Source organism: Halomicroarcula saliterrae, from assembly GCF_031624395.1.
In the GTDB taxonomy this organism is placed as follows: Archaea; Halobacteriota; Halobacteria; order Halobacteriales; family Haloarculaceae; genus Haloarcula; species Haloarcula saliterrae.
Map to the genome: position 1 here is coordinate 984,412 of NZ_JAMQON010000001.1, position 17,780 is coordinate 1,002,191.

23 protein-coding genes, 2 tRNA genes and 1 pseudogene are annotated in these 17,780 nt (G+C 65.9%); 15 read left to right on the forward strand and 11 right to left on the reverse strand.

Going from position 1 to position 17,780, the window contains the following annotated elements; all coding sequences use genetic code 11:
- The gene (locus NDI56_RS05410; protein ID WP_310918393.1) at positions 1-627 is read left to right on the forward strand and encodes a uracil-DNA glycosylase; all 627 of its coding nucleotides are present in this window, start codon (positions 1-3) and stop codon (positions 625-627) included.
- 150 nt (positions 628-777) lie between these two features.
- Here the strand turns inward: NDI56_RS05410 and NDI56_RS05415 are convergent, their stop codons facing one another.
- Entirely contained in the window at positions 778-1,290 is a 513-nt protein-coding gene (locus NDI56_RS05415) for a hypothetical protein (protein WP_310918394.1), read from the reverse strand.
- A gap of 327 nt (positions 1,291-1,617) precedes the next feature.
- Here NDI56_RS05415 and NDI56_RS05420 point away from each other — a divergent pair, with 327 nt between their 5' ends.
- From NDI56_RS05420 to NDI56_RS05450, 8 genes are all read left to right on the forward strand, one after another.
- Positions 1,618-2,349 carry a hypothetical protein gene (locus tag NDI56_RS05420; protein WP_310918395.1) on the forward strand — a complete coding sequence of 244 codons (732 nt, stop codon included), beginning with the start codon at positions 1,618-1,620 and terminating at the stop codon, positions 2,347-2,349.
- Between the two features lie 40 nt (positions 2,350-2,389).
- Positions 2,390-2,473: transfer RNA gene (locus NDI56_RS05425), tRNA-Ser, on the forward strand.
- Positions 2,474-2,783: 310 nt separating this feature from the next.
- Positions 2,784-2,993: a hypothetical protein gene (locus tag NDI56_RS21715; protein WP_417935943.1), complete on the forward strand. Its 210-nt coding sequence runs from the start codon at positions 2,784-2,786 to the stop codon at positions 2,991-2,993.
- Positions 2,994-3,084: 91 nt separating this feature from the next.
- Positions 3,085-4,482 carry a PGF-pre-PGF domain-containing protein gene (locus NDI56_RS05430; protein ID WP_310918396.1) on the forward strand — a complete coding sequence of 466 codons (1,398 nt, stop codon included), beginning with the start codon at positions 3,085-3,087 and terminating at the stop codon, positions 4,480-4,482.
- Between the two features lie 51 nt (positions 4,483-4,533).
- Positions 4,534-4,833, forward strand: coding sequence for a DUF5785 family protein (locus NDI56_RS05435; RefSeq protein WP_310918398.1), 300 nt, complete (start codon positions 4,534-4,536; stop codon positions 4,831-4,833).
- 68 nt (positions 4,834-4,901) lie between these two features.
- Positions 4,902-5,237, forward strand: coding sequence for a DUF7344 domain-containing protein (locus NDI56_RS05440; protein WP_310918399.1), 336 nt, complete (start codon positions 4,902-4,904; stop codon positions 5,235-5,237).
- 45 nt (positions 5,238-5,282) lie between these two features.
- Positions 5,283-6,044: a GTP cyclohydrolase III gene (locus NDI56_RS05445; RefSeq protein WP_310918400.1), complete on the forward strand. Its 762-nt coding sequence runs from the start codon at positions 5,283-5,285 to the stop codon at positions 6,042-6,044.
- Positions 6,045-6,196: 152 nt separating this feature from the next.
- Positions 6,197-6,772: a CBS domain-containing protein gene (locus NDI56_RS05450; protein WP_310918401.1), complete on the forward strand. Its 576-nt coding sequence runs from the start codon at positions 6,197-6,199 to the stop codon at positions 6,770-6,772.
- A gap of 2 nt (positions 6,773-6,774) precedes the next feature.
- Here the strand turns inward: NDI56_RS05450 and NDI56_RS05455 are convergent, their stop codons facing one another.
- A complete protein-coding gene (locus NDI56_RS05455; RefSeq protein WP_310918402.1) occupies positions 6,775-6,957 on the reverse strand; it encodes a hypothetical protein in 183 nt (60 codons plus the stop codon).
- A gap of 46 nt (positions 6,958-7,003) precedes the next feature.
- Between NDI56_RS05455 and NDI56_RS05460 the strand changes: the two genes are divergently transcribed.
- From NDI56_RS05460 to NDI56_RS05470, 3 genes are all read left to right on the forward strand, one after another.
- Complete coding sequence (locus NDI56_RS05460) at positions 7,004-7,471, forward strand: GNAT family N-acetyltransferase (RefSeq protein ID WP_310918403.1); 468 nt, start codon at positions 7,004-7,006, stop codon at positions 7,469-7,471.
- Between the two features lie 28 nt (positions 7,472-7,499).
- Positions 7,500-7,573: transfer RNA gene (locus tag NDI56_RS05465), tRNA-Thr, on the forward strand.
- A 228-nt stretch (positions 7,574-7,801) separates the two neighbouring features.
- Positions 7,802-8,845: a hypothetical protein gene (locus tag NDI56_RS05470; protein ID WP_310918404.1), complete on the forward strand. Its 1,044-nt coding sequence runs from the start codon at positions 7,802-7,804 to the stop codon at positions 8,843-8,845.
- 204 nt (positions 8,846-9,049) lie between these two features.
- On the opposite strand, the gene NDI56_RS05475 is transcribed toward NDI56_RS05470, so the two are convergent.
- The 3 genes and pseudogenes from NDI56_RS05475 to NDI56_RS05485 all read right to left on the reverse strand — a co-directional run bounded on the left by NDI56_RS05475 (position 9,050) and on the right by NDI56_RS05485 (position 10,871).
- On the reverse strand, positions 9,050-9,223 hold the full coding sequence (locus NDI56_RS05475) for an ATP-binding protein (RefSeq protein WP_310918405.1): 174 nt from the start codon (positions 9,221-9,223) through the stop codon (positions 9,050-9,052).
- Positions 9,224-9,687: 464 nt separating this feature from the next.
- Positions 9,688-10,311, reverse strand: a pseudogene (locus NDI56_RS05480) (GAF domain-containing protein); the annotation flags it as partial.
- A 116-nt stretch (positions 10,312-10,427) separates the two neighbouring features.
- Positions 10,428-10,871 carry a universal stress protein gene (locus NDI56_RS05485; protein ID WP_310918406.1) on the reverse strand — a complete coding sequence of 148 codons (444 nt, stop codon included), beginning with the start codon at positions 10,869-10,871 and terminating at the stop codon, positions 10,428-10,430.
- Between the two features lie 76 nt (positions 10,872-10,947).
- On the opposite strand from NDI56_RS05485, the gene NDI56_RS05490 reads away from it, so the two are divergent.
- Positions 10,948-11,274 (forward strand): cupin domain-containing protein, encoded by a 327-nt coding sequence (locus tag NDI56_RS05490; protein WP_310918407.1) that lies wholly within the window; start codon positions 10,948-10,950, stop codon positions 11,272-11,274.
- Here NDI56_RS05490 and NDI56_RS05495 read toward each other — a convergent pair whose 3' ends face one another.
- On the reverse strand, positions 11,275-13,860 hold the full coding sequence (locus NDI56_RS05495; RefSeq protein WP_310918409.1) for a heavy metal translocating P-type ATPase: 2,586 nt from the start codon (positions 13,858-13,860) through the stop codon (positions 11,275-11,277).
- Between the two features lie 193 nt (positions 13,861-14,053).
- Here NDI56_RS05495 and NDI56_RS05500 point away from each other — a divergent pair, with 193 nt between their 5' ends.
- The gene (locus NDI56_RS05500) at positions 14,054-14,623 is read left to right on the forward strand and encodes a YbhB/YbcL family Raf kinase inhibitor-like protein (RefSeq protein ID WP_310918410.1); all 570 of its coding nucleotides are present in this window, start codon (positions 14,054-14,056) and stop codon (positions 14,621-14,623) included.
- 193 nt (positions 14,624-14,816) lie between these two features.
- On the opposite strand, the gene NDI56_RS05505 is transcribed toward NDI56_RS05500, so the two are convergent.
- The gene (locus tag NDI56_RS05505) at positions 14,817-15,851 is read right to left on the reverse strand and encodes a YihY/virulence factor BrkB family protein (RefSeq protein ID WP_310918411.1); all 1,035 of its coding nucleotides are present in this window, start codon (positions 15,849-15,851) and stop codon (positions 14,817-14,819) included.
- Positions 15,852-15,970: 119 nt separating this feature from the next.
- On the opposite strand from NDI56_RS05505, the gene msrB reads away from it, so the two are divergent.
- On the forward strand, positions 15,971-16,378 hold the full coding sequence (msrB, locus tag NDI56_RS05510; RefSeq protein WP_310918412.1) for a peptide-methionine (R)-S-oxide reductase MsrB: 408 nt from the start codon (positions 15,971-15,973) through the stop codon (positions 16,376-16,378).
- Between the two features lie 9 nt (positions 16,379-16,387).
- Here the strand turns inward: msrB and NDI56_RS05515 are convergent, their stop codons facing one another.
- From NDI56_RS05515 to NDI56_RS05530, 4 genes are read right to left on the reverse strand one after another with little or no spacing between them, the layout of a single operon-like run.
- On the reverse strand, positions 16,388-16,627 hold the full coding sequence (locus NDI56_RS05515; protein ID WP_310918413.1) for a glutaredoxin family protein: 240 nt from the start codon (positions 16,625-16,627) through the stop codon (positions 16,388-16,390).
- 47 nt (positions 16,628-16,674) lie between these two features.
- Positions 16,675-17,139 (reverse strand): nucleoside-diphosphate kinase, encoded by a 465-nt coding sequence (gene ndk / locus NDI56_RS05520; RefSeq protein WP_310918414.1) that lies wholly within the window; start codon positions 17,137-17,139, stop codon positions 16,675-16,677.
- A gap of 29 nt (positions 17,140-17,168) precedes the next feature.
- Positions 17,169-17,546, reverse strand: coding sequence for a 50S ribosomal protein L24e (locus NDI56_RS05525; RefSeq protein ID WP_310918415.1), 378 nt, complete (start codon positions 17,544-17,546; stop codon positions 17,169-17,171).
- A 2-nt stretch (positions 17,547-17,548) separates the two neighbouring features.
- On the reverse strand, positions 17,549-17,776 hold the full coding sequence (locus NDI56_RS05530) for a 30S ribosomal protein S28e (RefSeq protein ID WP_310918417.1): 228 nt from the start codon (positions 17,774-17,776) through the stop codon (positions 17,549-17,551).
- Positions 17,777-17,780 lie beyond the last annotated feature (4 nt).

Consider the following 17,780-nt stretch of genomic DNA (forward strand, 5'->3'; position numbering starts at 1 on the left):
ATGGACGCCAATCAGGAGTCGAAGCAGAACCCGTTCGGCATGGACGAACAGTGCCAGAACTGCCCCGAGCTGTGTGACACGCGCGAGAACGTCGTCCACGGCTACGGGGACGTCGGCGCGGAGTTCATCGTGCTGGGCGAGTCGCCCGGGGCCGGCTCCGACGAGTCCGGGCTCCCTTTCACCGACGAGCGCGAGCGGGAACTGCTCGACATCCTCGCGGCCGTCGACATGGTAGAGGACCCCGACGCCGACCGACCGGAGCTGAAAAACACCTTCCTCACGTACGTCACCCGCTGTCGCCACCCCGACCGAGCGGCGACGGAGGAGGAAGTGATGAACTGCGAACCGTACCTCAACAGCGAGATACGGATGATAAACCCCGAGATTCTGCTGCCGGTCGGCCAGCGCTCCCTCGAAGAACTGGCCTTCGAGTACACAACGCTCAGTGAGGACGACTTGGACATCGAGGAGCGCCACGCCACCACCATCCGCGGACGTGGCTTCGAGATTCTGCCGATGATTCCGCCGGCCGAACAGACCGACGACGAACGGACGGCGTTTCTCGACCACTTCAGCGACGTGCTGGGACAGGACTACCGCCAGACGAAGGGTCGACGGGGTCGTTGAGGACCGACGGCAGCGGTGCAGGCGTCGGGGTCGTTGAGGACCGACGGCAGCGGTGCAGGCGTCGGGGTCGTTGAGGACCGACGGCAGCGGTGCAGGCGTCGGGGTCGTTGAGGACCGACGGCAGCGGTCAGACCGTTTGGCGGACTCAGTTCAGTCGAGCAGCGCCTCGGGGTCGGGGAGGTCGCCGTACTCCTTCGCGGACCGCAATCGCTGCTGGGCGTCGTTCCGGTACTGGGTCGCTCGTGTCATATCCCCCTGCTCGCTGGCGTAGGTCGACCCGCCGAGCCACTCGACGGCCTGCCAGAGACACGTCGCCTTCTTTCTGGCCCGCTCGCAGGCGTCGGCAACGCCGTCGCCTTCGGCCCGTTTCACGGCCGTCGTGAAGTGGTCCACGCTGGTCTCGAACTCACCCGCGGCGTCGTTGAAGCCGCCTCGTGCGAGCGTCAGATGGCCGGACTCGAACCGACCCAGTGCCTCGGTCGTCCGTCGGCGGCCTTCGAGATAGGTCACGTGTCCGACGCGGTACTCCCGCACTGCGACGGGGTCGCCACGCGGCGACGCGACCTGCTTGCACTCCGAACACAGCACTGTCGGACGCCCGTCCCCGGCGACGCGGTACTCCGTCCCACACCCATCACAGCGGTATATTTCGTCCGTTTGCATTGGTCCCCACCAAGCGTTGGTTACACTGAACTCGACGTACAATCTATAAATCAGTTTTGTCACTAGCTCCCACGACCTCGCTCAGTTGGCACACTGGGACCGACTGCCGGGAGTCAACGGGACTTCTCGACGCCCTCGACGGTCATCGGCCGGGTAAAAGTCCTGACTGCGGTCGATGGCCCCGCCGTGACCACCGAGCTGTGACCGGTGTCGGTCGACATTAGTTCCGAGCTTCCATACGGGACCCGCGACAGCCACGACAGCGAGTGGCATAGTTCGCCCGGCGAGTCCGGAACCGACTAACCGTCGTCGCCCCGAAGGTACCGTATGACAACGGTTGCTGTGGTGGCGGACCCGCCGGTAGACGGGTTCGTCCTCCCGGAGCTTTCCGGCGGTCCGCTCGAAGAATCGGAGGCGACGGCCCTCTACACGGCGATGCTCACAGACGTCTGTCGCGCCGTCGAGGCGAGCGGCGCGGAGCTGCTCGTCAACTACCGACCCGCCGACCAGGTCCCCGACGGCGTGGACCCGGAGGCGGAAATCAGGGAGCCCCTGGAGGCGGCCCTCGACGCCCCCGCGGACGCCCGGTACGAGGTACAGGTCGGCTCTTCGCTGTCCGCCCGCGTCGGCAACACTGTCACCCATCTACTGGAGCGGGAGGGCGTCAAGACCGCCGCGGCCGTCGAACCGACCGCCGGGCTCCTGACCCGACAGCTCATCGACAGCGCCGCGATGAAACTGCGCTCCTCCGGCGTGGTGCTCGGCCCGGCGAGCGAGGGGCGCGTGTTCTACGCCGGCTTCGCCGAGCCAGTGGATTTCGAGGACGCCTACGCGACGCCGACGGTCGAGACGCTCACGGACCGGGCGATGGACGCCGACCTCGGGGTCGATTTCCTGCCGTCGGTGCCGGTCGTCGAGACGCCCGCGGACCTCCGCACTGTCGTCCCGATACTTCGCGCACGCCACCAGGCCGAACGGGTAGTGCCACCCCGCACGACCACGCTCCTCAACGAGTTCGGACTCCGCGTGACGACCGACAACGAACTGGTCCGGGAGTAATCGACAGGCCTTAGGGGAAACCGCCGCTACCCACTCGTGCGGTGGGGTGGCAGAGCGGCCTATTGCGCCTGCCTTGAAAGCAGGTATCCTCACGGATTCCTGGGTTCAAATCCCAGCCCCACCGCTTTTTACGACAAACAGCTTCCAGTGTGGTGATTTTCGGTAGGTCAGGAGCTTCGACACCGATATCTACGCCCAATTCACTCGGCTCGATGTCTCGAAACTCCCGCGAGATAGCCTCGGGGCTAATCCGGGCTGACTTGATTACTAACGCTCGCCAATTTTAAGTCATCGAACATATAGATTGAGGAGAGTGAGTTTCAGAGAAAGGGTCAAAATTATCCCGTTCGTCCCGATCGGGTTGAAAAAGCCGCTCGATACGAACGCGAACGTAACGGGAAACCAGTTACCACACGGCGAGAGGAGACTACGAGATGTCGCCGAACGATTCTAATACGGAAAGACCGAGTTTTTCGCTCCGCAATGTGGTTTTAGTTGTCCTTTCCCTGCTACTTTTTCATCTCGGAAGGGGGTTGGCGCGGGGACTTGTGGAGGGGAACTACGTGATCGGCATATTGGGCCTAATACTCGCGCTCGTACCGACAGTCTGGCTCCTGTTTGTGATTCGAGAGGCGTATTTTTGAAACCCCATCAGATATTGTCCCCTGTCAGATAAGGTACTACTTTCCACGTACCGGGAGGTTTTATATTACTGGTCCGGTTCAGCACAATCAGATGCAGCTAACTAACGGGTCACAGAACGAATGGGGGAGTCGCATCATAGCCCTCGGTCTCGTCGTTCTCGTCGTCGGGTCGATGTTCGCTTCGGTGGCGGCAGCGGTCCCCGCGATGGGATTTCGGGGTGCAGACGTCTCGGCGACGACGGTCGCCGTGGGAGAGAACGTAACCGTGAGCGGGACAGTCGTGAACGTCGGTAGCTCCGGTGGCGGTTACACCATGGAGTTCACGAGAAATCGGACCCCGTTCGCCGAGCGACGGGTGAAGGTCCCCTCCAACGAGGACCGGACGGTCAACGTCAGCGTCCAGTTCGACCAACCGGGAACGTACAAGATAAGCGTCAACGACAACCGGGCCGGCTACGTGACGGTGAAACGCGCCAGAGCCCGCGTCACCTCGGAAAGCGATTCGCAGCGCCGAGTCAATATCAGAGCGAACAGCGTCTCGGACAGCGCGCCGACCGAGCTAGCTATCCCGGCGTCGAACCGGAGCTTCGCGCTCGAACGGTGGTCGACGACGACCGGCCAGTCCGCGTTCCAGCAGAACCTCACCGAGTACACGAACCGCTCGGCCGTGCCCGGAGAGTTACCGACCACCGAACAGTCGTCGTTACTCGGCGTCGTGACCTACGAGAGCAACAGTTCCTTCGAGCAGACCACGATGCGGTTCGCGGTCAACAAGTCCGCAATCGCGAACACGTCGCTGCGGCAGGACCAGGTGGCGGTGTACCAGCGCAACGAGTCCTCCTGGGACGCACTCGAGACGACCGTCGTCGAGGAGCGGACGGACCGGATGGTCTACGAGGCGACTGCGACGCGGGGGTCGACCTACGCCGTGGGGCTGATCAACCCCTCGATATCCGTCGCGAGCACGACCATACAGACAGAGTCGATAGCGTCGGGGGAGCGGGTGATTCTCAACGCCGTCGTCGAGAACACGGGCCCGGTCACTGGAACGTACACCGGTGCTTTGCGAGTCAACGGTGAGACGGTGAACGAGACGACGCTGACGGTTGCCGGGGGCGGGGAAACCGGCCTCAGGCTCACGCACGACATCACCGAGTCCGGGACCTACGACTTCGCGCTCAACAACGAGAGCGCCGGCCGGCTAATTCTCTCCCCGGGAGACGTCGCGTCCTCGCAATCGGACTCGGAGTCGGCCGATGCGGAACCGACTGCGGCGCCTACGGCGACCCCGACCGAGATGTCGGGCGGTGACGGCGGGGGAGCGCTGACAGGGGCCATCCCGGCGACGGTGTTTGGCATCAAGACCCTGTACCTCGGTGGCGGCATCGCTATCGCGCTGGGTGCGTTCATCGCAATTCTGGCAGTGTTGCGCCGGAACGGCGGCGGCGGCGGTGGTGGCGGCAGGCCCGACAGCTTCGACCAGTTCTAGCCGCGGCCGCGGAGAGCAACCCTTTTTGTGTCGGTGTCCCGAGGGGCGGATATGGAGTGGCCACACGACCCGGATGGTGAAGAGGGAAGCGAGGGCCGGCGCAAGTACGGACACGCCGTCCTCGCGAAGAAAATCGACGAGGGCGAGGACTTTCCGCTGACGGCCGAGGAGTACGTCTCGGCGTACGGGGACCATCCCGTCCGAATCGACTACGAGACAGTCGTCAGCGTCGCGGATATCTTCGAGCACGTCGAAGAGTCGGAGTTCGCCGATTTCCCCGAGTTCCACAAGGCCCTGGGTGAGGCCCTTCGAGGCGAGGACCTCTGGCCGTACCGGCTTGAACACGCCTGAGCGTCCGCGGCAGGCGTGGTGCGTGTGTGCACGACACATACTTGTGGTGGGCCGTCGTATCTCCCACCATGGCGACACGGAACGCTGACACCGACAGGGGAGGCGGGCTGCCAGACGCCGTCGTCGAGGACCTGCTGTCAGTCGACAGTCGCCGCCGAGCGCTCTCGATTCTCGCGGCCAGTGACGAACCGATGATCGTCGAGGACCTCGCGGCGGCCGTCGTCGCGGACCGGGAAGGCTGTGCGGCGTCGACGGTCCCGGCGTCCGAACGGGCGGCCATGGTGGACGAACTGTTCACCGAACACCTACCGAAGCTGACCGCGACCGACGTCCTCTCATACAACTCGATGCTCGGAACGGTCGAACTCGAACGGGAGGGTATCGCGCCGACTGATTCGACCTGACCGGCTTCCGATAAATCAATATCCGTCGACGCCGAACCGCCGGTAGTGACGAACACGCAGGTTACCCACATCCAGATCGACAACTACGGGCCGTGGACGGTCACCCCGGAGCCACGCCGCGAAGTCGACCTCCAGACGCTCCAGTCCCGTCTGTACGCCGACCTCGCACAGCTGTTTGGCAACCGCGACGGCTACATCTTCTTCTCGCGGTTCGACAACATGATCGCCGTGACGAACGGCCTCGACGAGGCGGACCACGCGCTCATCCAGGAGTCCGTGGGGAACCGTTACCCGGTGACGATGAGCCTCTCGGTCGCCACGGGCACCACGCCCGTCTCGGCGCTGGGGACGGCCACCGAGCAACTCCAGGAGGCCGGGAGCGCGCAGGACGACGGCCGACGCGAGGTGTTGCGCGGGCAGACCATCGAGGAGTCCTTCCGGACCCCCGCCGACGTACAGCTGGCGCATTTCGACGTCGACGACGCGACCGGGAAGTACACCGACCAGTTGAACGAGTTCGACACGTTCATCCGGATCGAACAGGGGTACGCGGCGCTGATGAAGTACATGCGCGAGGCCCACGACTCGCTGTCGTTCTTCGTCGGCGGCGACAACGTCATCGCCGTCTGTCCCGACCTCGACGAAGCGGCCTACCGCGACGCCTGTGACCACGTTCGCGAGGCCGTGGACGTCGAACTCAAGGTCGGCGTCGGTCGCGGACGGACGCCCGCGGACGCCGGGATGGACGCCAAGCACGCACTGGAACACTGCCGTGCGGACGGTGCGACGGTCAGGTTCGAGGAGTAGCGGGACTCCTCCCTGCGGTCGGACTCCCGGAAAAGGCGAACGGAGACCGAAGCGGTGGCCACCGCGGCGAAAGTCGCCTTTGTGATTGGGTACCACTGGACATAAGCGTAGTGGAGGTAGCTTTTAGACCGAGACGTGTGATACGTTCACACATGAGAGACCCGGTGTCCGTTCGGGAGGTGATGAACCGTGAGTACGTGGGTGCCAGCGCGTCGGACGACCTGCTCGAGACGACCGAACTGCTCGTTCGCGAAGGGGAACCGACGGCGCTGGTCCTGCAGGGCAACGAACCGGTCGGTGTCGTCACGAGAGCTGATATCCTCGGCCATCTCGTCTCGGAGGGGGCCCCCGACACCGCGACAGTGGGGGACGTGATGACCGATTCCTTCCCGTCGATATCGCCCGACGCGCGGTTGCCCGAAGCGCGCGACCGGATGGCGGCCTACTCGACAGAGTGGGTGCTCGTCGTCGAGGACGGCCAGCCGCTGGGCACGCTGACCGGCCACGACATCCTCTCGACGGTCCGGCTGGAGAGCGAGGTGACGGCTGCGGTCGACGACGGTACCGAGATGGCGACGACGGGACAGGCCGCAACGACCGACGGGACGACGACGGCGGCGGAGGACTCCTTCGAGGAACAGGGGATCTGCTCGGCCTGCGGGACGCTCACGCGGTCGCTGGCCTCGCTGAACGGCCAGTTGCTCTGTGCCGACTGCCGGGACGTGTGACCCTACTCGACGACGTACACCGCGCCCGACCCCTCGCGGTCGCCGTCTGCCTCGACCGCTGCGCCAGCGACTGCGCGTAGCCCGTCGCCCGACAGTTCGGCACCGTTCCCGAACGCGTCCGTATCGTCTCCGACTCCGGGACTGCGCTGCGCTGTTCCCGTCGAAACCGACGCTGCGTGGGACACTGTCACAAGGGCCAACAGTTTTGCGCCCGTGGGACGCATTTCGGCCGTGGAACTCACGACCCCGTCGACGGAGCTGACCGACCGGCTCACCGACATGTGGGTCGAACTCGCCCGCGACCAGCGGACGTACGGCTCACACCTCCTGGGGCCCGAAAACCGGGCCGCAATCCGTGAGACGGTCGTCCAGCGGATCATCACCGAGAACCTCCTCGTCGCCCGCCGAAACGGGGCCCTTGTGGGCTTTGTCATGTTCACGGTCGAACACGGCCGCTACGAACAGGACATCTCTCCCGGGCTCGTGGAGAACCTCTACGTAGTGCCGGCTGCTCGCCGGGCCGGTATCGGTAGCGCGCTACTGCGAGCCGCCGAGGAGCGACTCGCCGCCGACGGTGCGACGGTAATCCAGCTCGAAGCGATGGCCGACAACGACGCTGCCCGGCAGTTCTACGCCGCCCACGGCTACACCCCCCACCGACTCGAACTCGAGAAGTCGACGGAAAACGACACCGCTTAAAACGTCCCCCCACAACTGACGGACGCGTGCCAGGGGAGCTTGGGTGGTCCAAGCACTCGACTTGTAATCGAGAGTTCGTGGGTTCAAATCCCACCCCTGGCTTGCGCTGTTCTGGCGGCTGTGAACGCAGTGTAGAGCTCTGAGCCGAATAGCCCAGCGTCGCTGTCGGGTACTATCGGTCGAGCGTCACCGGTGGCGGACGTTCCTGCTGTTGTACCCTGTCTGGAACTCGGTTACGGGATACCGGCCACGTCGTTACCAGTTCGAGCAGTCCACGTGCGACCTGTTACGATGTCTATACTCTTCATACGGCACTTGCAGTTCATTCGCATGGACCGACGAACCTATCTCGGCGTCGTCGCCTCGGCACTGTTCGCTGGATGCGGTGGCTCCGGAACGGGGCCGACGGCCACGCCGCCTGCGTCAGCGATGGAATCCACCGCTCCGTCCACACCGTCGACGCCGACTGGGAAACGGGGGGAGACTGCACGGCAGACCGAGAGTCAACCACAGCCTACCGAATCGGAACGACAGACCGATGCGATAGACGAGCCCAATCCGGCGCTCGCGGCCATCGCGGCCGACGTGGCTGCGGCCATCGACAGCTACACCGAGGCCGGGGATGGCGATGTGCCGACGGACGTGATGCCGGACGACCTCGTCAACAGGAGTACCGTGCACGCTAGCCTGTACGGCGCGCGTGAGACCCGCACCGACGTTCGCCGCGAGGCGTTGCCCGCGGCGGAACGGACGAGGTACGACCAGTTAGAGGGCGCGTTCTGGTTCGCCTGGTGGCTCCCGTCGGTACAGCTAGCGCTGTACAACGCCCACAGTCGGCTCCAGAAGGGGTGGGACAGCCTCCTCGCCCAAGACTGGGACAGCGCCCTGTCAGACTGGAGGGCAGTGAGCGGTAAGACGAGCGACGGCGACGACGCCCTCTCGAAGCTCCGAAACGATTCCGAGGCGACAGATATGAACGGTCTCGACCGTCTCGACCCCTCGGACTACCGGGAGACGGTCCACCAGTTGGAGGGGCTCTTGGCCGATAGTGAGGACCTCGGGGCGGCGCTGACGACGATGGCCGATGCGTTTCGGCGCTACGACGCGGGTGGGGAACACGACTATCTCCGGGCCGAACAGCAGTTTCAGGACTCGGCGGAACAACTGCAGGCAACCGACTGGCGACCGTTCTACGACAGGCTCGCTGCGGACGCCCTCTGTGCCTCGAAAGCGATGGCGGAGGGCTGTGCACTGCTCGATGAGGCCCAGCAGACAACCGACACCGAGCGGACGGAAATCCTCCGTGAAGAGGCCCAGGAGGAGTTCGACCGCTGCAAAGTCGTCGACGACGCGATTTACATCGAGATCGTCTGAGTTCGGCCGTGCCGGGACCGATTCCGCAGCTGGGGGTTCGGTTCAGTCAATCAGGGCTCTTCGGTATCCGGTCTCAGCGTCACCAGAGCGGTTGTCGCCGAAACCAGGAGTGTGAACGCGACCCGAGCCCGTGGAGCCACGTCGGACGGAACGCGCGAGCACGACGGCGCCACTGTCGCGACCATCGACGGTTCCGGGACGACATCAGCCGTTCTCGAACGGCGTCACGGGTTTCGCCTCGCCGTGGACCTCGAACCGAGCGCCTCGCTGGACGCTCTCGCCGGCCGTGATATCCCACCCGTGGGCGTCCACGATGCGCTGGACGATGGCGAGCCCGAGGCCGGTGCCCGCCGTCGAGTGGCCGGACTCGAACACCACCGACTGGTCGGTGTCGGGGATGCCGGGGCCGTCGTCGGCGACGTAGAACCCGTCGCTGTACTCCGCCGCGGAGACGCGTGTCGAGGTGTGCAGCGATTCGAGCGGGCCGAGCGTATCGTCACGTCGCTGTCGGCGTGTTCGCCGGTGTCCCCGGCTTCCGGCCGGCCGTTCGTCGGCCCGTGCGTGACGGCGTCGTCGGCGTCCGGCCGAGTGTCCGTCGTCCCGTGCTCGACGCTGTTCCGAAAGAGGTTCTCGAACACCTGAAGCAGCCGCGACTCGTCGCCGAAGATATCGACCGTCCCGTCGGTCTGCAGCGTCGCGTCCGGCGTGTGGACGTTCGACCAAGCCGTCTCGGCGAGGCTCCGGAGGTCGAGCCTGGTCCGGCTCTCGACGACGTACCCCTGTTCGGCCAGCGTCAGGAGCTCCTCGATGAGCGTGTCGATTCGGTTCAGCGCGTCTGCGGCGCTGTCCAGATGGCCGTCGCTATCGGTTTCCCGCGCCAGTTCGAGGTGGCCATCGGCGACCGTCAGCGGGTTCCGGAGGTCGTGTGAGACCATGCCGACGAACTCCTCCAGCCGGTCGTTCTGGACTCTGAGCGCGTGTTCCCGCTGGGCTCTTGAGAGGGCCGACTCGATATTGGCCGCCAGAATGCGCGCGACCCGGACCTGCCGCTGTGTGAACGCGTCGGCCGCCTCAGAGGCGATGTTCAACACGCCGTGGTCGCCCAGTGGCAGGATGAGCTCGCTGTTGATACGGGAGTCGGCGTTGTATTCGTTCCCGGCGGCGTTCGTGCCCGGGTACTGCCGCATCTCACCGGCCTCGAAGGCCTCCCACGAGATGCTGTTGCCGGGGCGGTACACCACGTCCCCGTCGAGCAGCCGTTTCGACCCCTCCGTTTCCGCGGTCAACTGGAGTTCGGTCGCCTCCGCGTCGTAGAGCCACAGGCCGCCGAAGACGACGCCGAAGACGTCCGGGATTGCGGAGACTGCGACCTCGCATATCTCCCCTTCGGCTTCGGCGTCAACGAGCCGCTGGGTGACCGTATAGAGCGCGTCGAGTTCCGACTCAGCGTTGTCCGCACTATGCATCAGGGATTCTTTCTCGGCTTCAAATATAAACGTGGGGCAGCGCCCTCGCAGGGAGACGACGGCACCGGTCGGTCGTCGGAGCGGTCTCTCGACGCACTGTCGGTCTCAGCCACTGGTCAGCTTCCCCGGGCAGCCGCGAGGGGAACAGTGAGAACCGGGACGTCGGAGAGTCGAACGATCTTTTCTGTGACGCTCCCCAGCAGATAGTGGTCGAGGCCTGTGCGACCGTGGGTCCCCATGACGACGAGGTCGATATCTTCCCGCGAAACGTAGTCGAGAATCGCACGGTGGGGGTCGCCACGGGCCACGACGCCCTCGATGGTCTCCAGGTCGGCGGCTTTGGCCTGGGAGGTCACGTCGTCGATAGCCCGCTGGCCCTGTTCCTCGAGCTCCTCGAAGACATCCTCGGGCGTCGATTCCCTGGCGAGCCCGATGCGGGCATCGACAACGTACAGCACGTGGAGCGAGGCGTCGTACCGCGTTGCGAGGTCGATCGCGTGGTCGACAGCGCCGCGCGTGCCTGCGCTGCCGTCGGTCGGAACGAGTACTGCGCCATACATATAGAGAAACTAATATTTCTACCGACTAACCGCTTGCGTCCATCACCGATAAGACGGCGCGGCGTGACGGGCTGGTATGGTGTTCGACCTGCTCTCAGAGTTCGAGGCGACGCCCGAAGCGGGGGCCGTCGAAAGCGGTGAACTGGCCGTCACAGACGACGTGCTGGTGAAAGCGTTCGCGCTCGGCCCGGACGCGAGTATCCCGCCACACGAACACGGCGACGCGACGAACGTGTTTCACGTGCTCCGCGGGACCGTCGCCGTCGAACGCGACGGGGAGACGGAGACTGTCTCGGCCCCCGGCGTAGTCCTCAACGAGCGCGGCCAGGTCCACGGCGCGCACAACGAGACCGACGAAGTCGCGGTCCTGACGGCGAGTCTCTGCCCGCTTCCCGGGCAGTGACTACTCCGGCTCTTCCGTCGAGACGGCGACGGGGCTGACCTTCGAGAGCCGCATCGCGTTCCCGGTGACCGCAGTCGTCATCCCGGCGTCGCCCGCCAACACGGCCAGCCAGATGGGGACGTAGCCAAACGGTACCGCGACCGCCAGCCCGGCCTTGACCCCGAGGCTCGCCCAGACGTTCTGCCGGATGACGCCGTTTGCCCGGTCGGCCAGGTCGTAGAGGTACGGGAGCTTCGAGAGGTCGTCGCTCATCAGCGCGATGTCGGCGGTTTCGAGCGCCGTATCGGTGCCGGCCGCACCCATCGCCACGCCGACCGTCGCCGTCGCCAGCGCCGGCGCGTCGTTGATGCCGTCCCCGACCATCGCCACGCCGCCGGACTTCGTCCGGCGAGCCCGCGAGTGTGACTCACGGACGCCGTCGGTGCCAGCGACCAGCGACTCGATGTGGGCCACCTTCTCGTCGGGCAGCAGCTCGGCCTCGTACTCGTCGACGCCGACCCGTTCGGCGATGGCTCCGGCGGTCCGCTCGTTGTCGCCGGTGAGCATCACGGTCCGCTCGACGCCCAGTGACTTCAGCCGCTGGATAGTCGCGCGGGCCTCCGGCCGGACCTCGTCGGCCACCGCGATGACGCCCTCCAGTTCGTCTTCGGTGCCGACCAGCACGACCGTCTTCCCCTCCGCCTGAAGCTGTGGCACCGTCCCGTCGAGCAGGTCCAGACAGTTGTTGCGCTCACACAGCTGCTGGGCGGTCTTCGTGACCAGCCCGCCGTCGGTCGTCGCGTGGACGTGCGTGAGGTCGAAATCGAGCTCCTCGAACAGCCCCGGTTTGCCGGCGTAATGCGGAATCCCACCGAGTTCGGCCCGGACGCCCTTGCCGGTGATGCTCTCGAACCCGTCGATGTCCCGGTCGGTCCCCTCGCCCGCTTCGGCGACGATAGCCTCGCCGATCGGGTGTTCGCTGCGGGCCTCCAGCCCGCGGGCACAGCGGAGCACGTCCGCCTCGCTGTTGCCGTTCAACGGGATGACATCGGTCACGGTGAGTTCGCCCTTGGTGAGTGTCCCGGTCTTGTCGAAGGCGACCACGTCGACCTGTCCCATCGCTTCGAGGTGGTTGCCGCCTTTGATGAGCACGCCGTTGTTCGCGGCGCTCGTGATGCCCGAGACGACGGAGACGGGCGTCGAGATGACGAAGGCGCAGGGACAGGCGAGCACCAGAAGCGTCAGTCCGTAGACGATGGCCGTCGAGACGCTGACCCCCAGCACGAACGGGGTCGCGACCGTGACCAGCACGGCGAAGGCGACGACGACGGGCGTGTAGTACGCCGAGAACCGCTCGACGAACTGCTCGCGCTCGGTCTTGTTCGACTGGGCGTCCTCCACCATCTCGACGATGCGCGAGAGCGTGTTGTCGTCCGCCAGGGAGGTGACCTGCAGTTCGAGGTAGCCCTCCTCGTTGATAGTCCCGGCGTACAGCTCGTCGCCGACGGTCTTGTCGACCGGGACGCTCTCGCCGGTGATAGGTGCCTGATTGACCGCGCTCTCCCCGTCGAGGACGTCGCCGTCGAGCGGAATCTTCTCGCCGGGCCGGACGACCACGACCTCCCCGACGTCGACGTCCTCGACGGGGACGACCAGCTCTTCGCCGTCCCGTCGGACCGTCGCCTCCGCCGGCGAGAGGTCCATCAGTTCCTCCAGCGAGTTCCGCGCGCGGTCCATCGAGTACCGCTCCAGGAGTTCGGCGATGCTGAACAGCACGGCGAGCGTCGCGGCCTCGAAGTACAGCGCCTCACCGAAGGCCAGACTCGCCGTCAGCGCTCCGAGGATGGCGATGGACATCAGCAGGTCGATGTCCAGACTCAGGTTGCGCGCCGAGTAGTAGCCGTTCCGCAGAATCGCCTGTCCGCCGACGCCGACCGCCACGAGAAAGAGCAGGTCCGCGACGTAGAGCTCGCTTCCCAAGAGGACACCGACCTGTACGTTCCCGCCGGTGAGGAGGAATTCGAGCACCAGACCGACCGCCAGCACGACCCCGCTGGCCCACGTTTTCAGGGCCCGTGGGCTCGTCCAGAGGTCGTCGTCGGTGCCGGCATCGGCCGCACCGTCCCTCGCGTCCGCGACCGGGTAGCCGGCGCGCTCTATCGCGTCGACGACCGCCTCGTCGGTGGGACCGGTCGCGCCCTTCGTGACGACGACCGTCCCCGTCGTCGGCCGGGTCTCGTACCCGTCCAGCCCGTCGAGCGTCGAGAGCGCGGACTCGACCTTGCCGGCACAGGACGCACAGTCCATCTCCGGGACCGAGAGCCGCAGCGTCTCGGCGGTCTCCTCGACGGCGTAGCCCGCGCTCCGTATCCGGTCGGCGATGGCCGCCTCCGTGGTCGCGTCGCTGTCGTAGGTAACCGTCAGCGTCCCGGTGGTCACCTGCGGGTCGACGCCCTCGATACCGTCGAGCGTGCGGACACTGGACTCGACCTTGCCGGCACACGACGGACAGTCCATCTCCGGGACGGTGAACTGACTGACGGCCCGCTCGCCCGCTGTGGGCGTCGCCGAACCGTCGTCGGGCGGGCTCGGGTTCTCGGAACTCATTATCGGCCCTAGCCGGCGACGAGTTATTAATTCATCTGTTATAAATACGGGTTCTGATGCCGCATGTTAATAAATAACGGCGCCTTATTTATTAACTAGCGGATGGGTCACCGTCGCTCTCTCGGTTACTGCGACGCCGGCCCGCGCGTGCCGATATCAAAGCGGCGAAGTAGTGTCACCCCTGAGAGCGCGTATGCGACGCCGTCAGCTGCTGGGAACGCTGGGAACGGCCGTGGCCGGCGGGGTGGCCGGCTGTGGCGAGTCGGCACAGAGCACGCCCGGGGCGTTCAGGGTGTCGAGCCCGGCGCTCGAATCCGGTGGGAAACTACCTGCTCGGTTCACCTGTGACGGTGCCGGCCGGTCGCCGCCGTTCGTGCTCGACCGGGTCCCCGAGCCGACGGCGGGACTCGCCGTCATCGCCGAGTACGACCGCGGAATCATCAACGAACCGGTGTTCTGGACGCTGTGGAACGTCCCCCCGGAGACCGAGCGGATTCCGGCGGGACTCCCCCGAACGGGGACAGTAGAATCGCTCGGCGGCGCCCGACAGGGCCGCCCCGAGGGCGGCGAAGTCGGGTACGAACCGCCGTGTCCGCCGACCGGCCAGCCGTACGAACACCGATTCCAGGTGTACGCGCTCGGCGAGACGGTAGACGTCGCCGGCGGCACTGACCACGACACTGCCGGCGAGGCCATCGGCGACGCGGTGCTCGCCAGCGCGCGCTTTACCGTGGACTACGAGCGGACGCCCGCCCCTGCGTGACCCGGCGTGCTCCTCGGAAGATGTGAACGCTGACACGGGGTCCTATCGAGAGACGGCCCGAGTCGCCGGCAACTCCGCCTCGTCGGCGACGCCGCCGATAGCCCGAACCAGTCGACGGCCCGGATAGTGTGGACGGCCCACTCTGGCGACCGGACGGGCCAGCTCGGCGAGTGGCGGGGGCCGAACGCCTGACTCACTCCTCGTCGGGCCACCAACGGAGGGTCACCGCGACCGAGTCGTCCAGTCCGAAGACGCTGCTCTCGCGGTCCACGGTCGCTGACTGTGGCGCGGCGAGCCTGATTTCGCGGTCACCCACGGTCACGGTCAGCTCCTCGGCCCCGTCGAGTGCCGCCGAGAGCCCGTCGAGCCCCCCGAGAACGGCCTGCCGGCTGACGCTGCGCTGTCCGGGCCGGCCACGTCGTTCGACGCCGTCGAGGACCGGTGCGATGTCGACGTCCGCCGACCGGTTCGAGAGCACCGCGTTGAGCACCGCGCCCAGCAGAATCACGAGCCCGATGATGTAGAGCCACGTGAGCAAGAGGAGGACGCTCGCGACGAGGTTCGTCCCCGCGCTACCGGCGTTGAACGCGGTGAAGACGACCTGTGCGACGGTGAGACCGAGCGCGGCGAAGGCGGTCCCCGGCACCACTTCGACCGGCGTGACGTCCGTGTCCGGGAAGACGTAGTACATCGGGTAGAAGACGACGAAGAGACCGACTGTCGTCGCCGTCGCCCGCAGCAGCTGTCCGAGCGTCCCGCCGACCGACACCGAGACGGCGTTGCCGAAAGCGCTGACACCCAGCAGCGCCACGGCGACGGTCACGAGCATCAGGAGTCCGTCGCCGAGCTGGTCGGCAAATGAGTTGTTCGCCCCGGTCTCGTAGATGTCCGAGAAGGCCGTATCGAGTCCGCGGAAGATGCGCAGCGCACCCCAGACGAGGAAGACAGCGCCGAGGAGGGAGACGGAGGCGTCGGCGTCGGTCAGCCCCTGCTGGATGAGCACGCCCGCCTGCTCGGTCAACACCGACTCGATGATGCCGACGACGGACTCGCGGACCGCGTCGTTCCGGGTTCGCTGGAGGACGGTAAGCACCAGCAGTAACAGCGGCAGAATCGAGAGGAACGCGTGGTAGGCGATCGACCCCGCCATGAACGTTATCTGCTCGGTTCGCGCCTCGTGGACCACGGCGCGTCCCACCTCCTCGACCCGACCAAATCTCTCGCGCATACCCGGGGTTGTCGAGCACCCCTGAAATAGGCAGCGTCACCGCCGGGCCACCCGTCCGACGTGGCCGTCACGCCACACGCTCGACGTGGGCTTATCATCCTCCAGCACGTAAGCGGGGTATGAGCGAACAAGCCGATAGTCTGCCGGAGAACGACGAGGAATGGCGCGAACTACTCACCGACGAGGAGTACCGTATCCTCCGCGAGGCGGGGACCGAGCCGCGCTTCAGCAGCGACCTGCTGGATGTCAAAGACGACGGCGTGTTCACCTGTGCCGCCTGCGGAACGGCGCTGTTCGACAGCGAGGAGAAGTTCGAGTCGGGGACCGGCTGGCCCAGTTTCTGGGACGTCCTCGACGAGGGCACCGTCGAGACCCGTGTCGACGAGAGCCACGGCATGCGCCGGACGGAGGTCGTCTGTGCCAACTGCGAGGGCCACCTGGGCCACGTCTTCGACGACGGTCCCGAACCGACTGGCAAGCGCTACTGTATCAACGGTGCGGCCTTAGAGTTCGAGAGCGGCGAGTAACACTGCCCGTCAGGCGTAGGAGCGTTCGACGAACTCCAGAATGCGGTCGGACTCGGCCATCGTGACCCCGTGGTCCTCGTCGACGAGCACCGGGACCGCTCGCTGGCCGGAGACCTCCTTGACTTCGTTGCGCTCCGAGTGCAGGGCCTCGACCCAGATCGTCTCGTAGTCGACCCCGAGTTCGTCCAGCCTGTCTGCCACCTTCTCGCAGTACGGACAGCCGTCGAGCTGGTAGAGTGTGCGACTCATATCCCGACGTAGGGACGCCCGCCCCAAAATCGGTTCGGCTTCCCGGACTACTCGTACAGCCAGGAGCCGTCTATCTTGTCCCAGTCGACGAGCTCGTCGTCGTCGAAGAAGAGCTCGATTTCGCGGGCGTTCGCGCCCTCGTCCTCGTGGTCGGAGCCGTGGATGACGTTCCGCCCGAGGTCCAGCCCGAAGTCGCCGCGGATAGTGCCGGGCTCGGCCTCGGCGGGGTCGGTCGCGCCCATCATCCGCCGGACCTGTCGGGTCGCGTCCTGCCCGTCGAGCACCATCGCGAACACCGGGCCCGAGGTGATGAAGTCGACGAGGCCCTCGAAGAACTCCTTGTCCTCGTGTTCGGCGTAGTGGGCCTCCGCCAGCTCGCGGTCGAGCCGCATGAACTTCGCGCCGACGATTTTCAGCCCGCGGTTCTCGAACCGGTCGAGGATGTCACTGACGAGCCCGCGCTGGACACCGTCGGGTTTGACCATCACGAATGTACGTTCGGTTTCCGTCATCTAGAAAAACGCTCGGACGCCGAGGGCTTTTACGCTTCGGCTTCTTCCGCTTCTTCGTCCTCGGTGTCGTCGGCTTCAGCGTCGTCGGCGTCCGCCGTGTCCTCGTCGTCGGCGTCGCCCGCCTCTTCGTCGTCAGCGTCCGCAGTGTCGTCTGCTTTGGCTTCTTCCGCTTCTTCGGCAGCCTCGGCGGCTTCGGCCTGCTCTTTTGCTTCCTGCTGCTGGGCGGCTGTGGTCGTGCGACCGGCGTCGGTCCAGCCGAGGTTCCGGGCTTCCCGGCCCAGGTCGGCGTTGTTCTCGCACTTCGAGGAACAGAAGTGCGTGGTCGAGCCGTCGTTGTGGACGAGCATCGTGCCCGTGCCGGGCTCGATGTCAGCGCCACAGTAGTCACATTCTCGGGTTCGGGGCATCGTTACTGTCCTCCGATGGAGTCGGCTTCGCGGGCCGTCTCGCGGAGCTGCAGGATATCGCCCTCGCGGACGGGACCGAGGACGTTCCGGGTGATGATACGGCCCTGGTTCTCGCCCTCGCGGATTCGGCACTTGACCTGCATGGCCTCGCCGTGCATTCCAGTCTTGCCGACGATCTCGATGACCTCGGCCGACGTGGAGCCGCTACTTTCGGATTCCTCAGCGCTCATCCGT

What these genes read in the sequence shown, in the direction of transcription:
- NDI56_RS05410 (WP_310918393.1), top strand. Translation starts at nt 1, where the DNA reads ATGGACGCCAATCAGGAGTCGAAGCAGAACCCGTTCGGCATGGACGAA.
- NDI56_RS05415 (WP_310918394.1), bottom strand. Translation starts at nt 1,290, where the DNA reads ATGCAAACGGACGAAATATACCGCTGTGATGGGTGTGGGACGGAGTAC.
- NDI56_RS05420 (WP_310918395.1), top strand. Translation starts at nt 1,618, where the DNA reads ATGACAACGGTTGCTGTGGTGGCGGACCCGCCGGTAGACGGGTTCGTC.
- NDI56_RS21715 (WP_417935943.1), top strand. Translation starts at nt 2,784, where the DNA reads ATGTCGCCGAACGATTCTAATACGGAAAGACCGAGTTTTTCGCTCCGC.
- NDI56_RS05430 (WP_310918396.1), top strand. Translation starts at nt 3,085, where the DNA reads ATGCAGCTAACTAACGGGTCACAGAACGAATGGGGGAGTCGCATCATA.
- NDI56_RS05435 (WP_310918398.1), top strand. Translation starts at nt 4,534, where the DNA reads ATGGAGTGGCCACACGACCCGGATGGTGAAGAGGGAAGCGAGGGCCGG.
- NDI56_RS05440 (WP_310918399.1), top strand. Translation starts at nt 4,902, where the DNA reads ATGGCGACACGGAACGCTGACACCGACAGGGGAGGCGGGCTGCCAGAC.
- NDI56_RS05450 (WP_310918401.1), top strand. Translation starts at nt 6,197, where the DNA reads ATGAGAGACCCGGTGTCCGTTCGGGAGGTGATGAACCGTGAGTACGTG.
- NDI56_RS05470 (WP_310918404.1), top strand. Translation starts at nt 7,802, where the DNA reads ATGGACCGACGAACCTATCTCGGCGTCGTCGCCTCGGCACTGTTCGCT.
- NDI56_RS05485 (WP_310918406.1), bottom strand. Translation starts at nt 10,871, where the DNA reads ATGTATGGCGCAGTACTCGTTCCGACCGACGGCAGCGCAGGCACGCGC.
- NDI56_RS05490 (WP_310918407.1), top strand. Translation starts at nt 10,948, where the DNA reads ATGGTGTTCGACCTGCTCTCAGAGTTCGAGGCGACGCCCGAAGCGGGG.
- NDI56_RS05495 (WP_310918409.1), bottom strand. Translation starts at nt 13,860, where the DNA reads ATGAGTTCCGAGAACCCGAGCCCGCCCGACGACGGTTCGGCGACGCCC.
- NDI56_RS05500 (WP_310918410.1), top strand. Translation starts at nt 14,054, where the DNA reads ATGCGACGCCGTCAGCTGCTGGGAACGCTGGGAACGGCCGTGGCCGGC.
- NDI56_RS05505 (WP_310918411.1), bottom strand. Translation starts at nt 15,851, where the DNA reads ATGCGCGAGAGATTTGGTCGGGTCGAGGAGGTGGGACGCGCCGTGGTC.
- msrB (WP_310918412.1), top strand. Translation starts at nt 15,971, where the DNA reads ATGAGCGAACAAGCCGATAGTCTGCCGGAGAACGACGAGGAATGGCGC.
- NDI56_RS05515 (WP_310918413.1), bottom strand. Translation starts at nt 16,627, where the DNA reads ATGAGTCGCACACTCTACCAGCTCGACGGCTGTCCGTACTGCGAGAAG.
- ndk (WP_310918414.1), bottom strand. Translation starts at nt 17,139, where the DNA reads ATGACGGAAACCGAACGTACATTCGTGATGGTCAAACCCGACGGTGTC.
- NDI56_RS05525 (WP_310918415.1), bottom strand. Translation starts at nt 17,546, where the DNA reads ATGCCCCGAACCCGAGAATGTGACTACTGTGGCGCTGACATCGAGCCC.
- NDI56_RS05530 (WP_310918417.1), bottom strand. Translation starts at nt 17,776, where the DNA reads ATGAGCGCTGAGGAATCCGAAAGTAGCGGCTCCACGTCGGCCGAGGTC.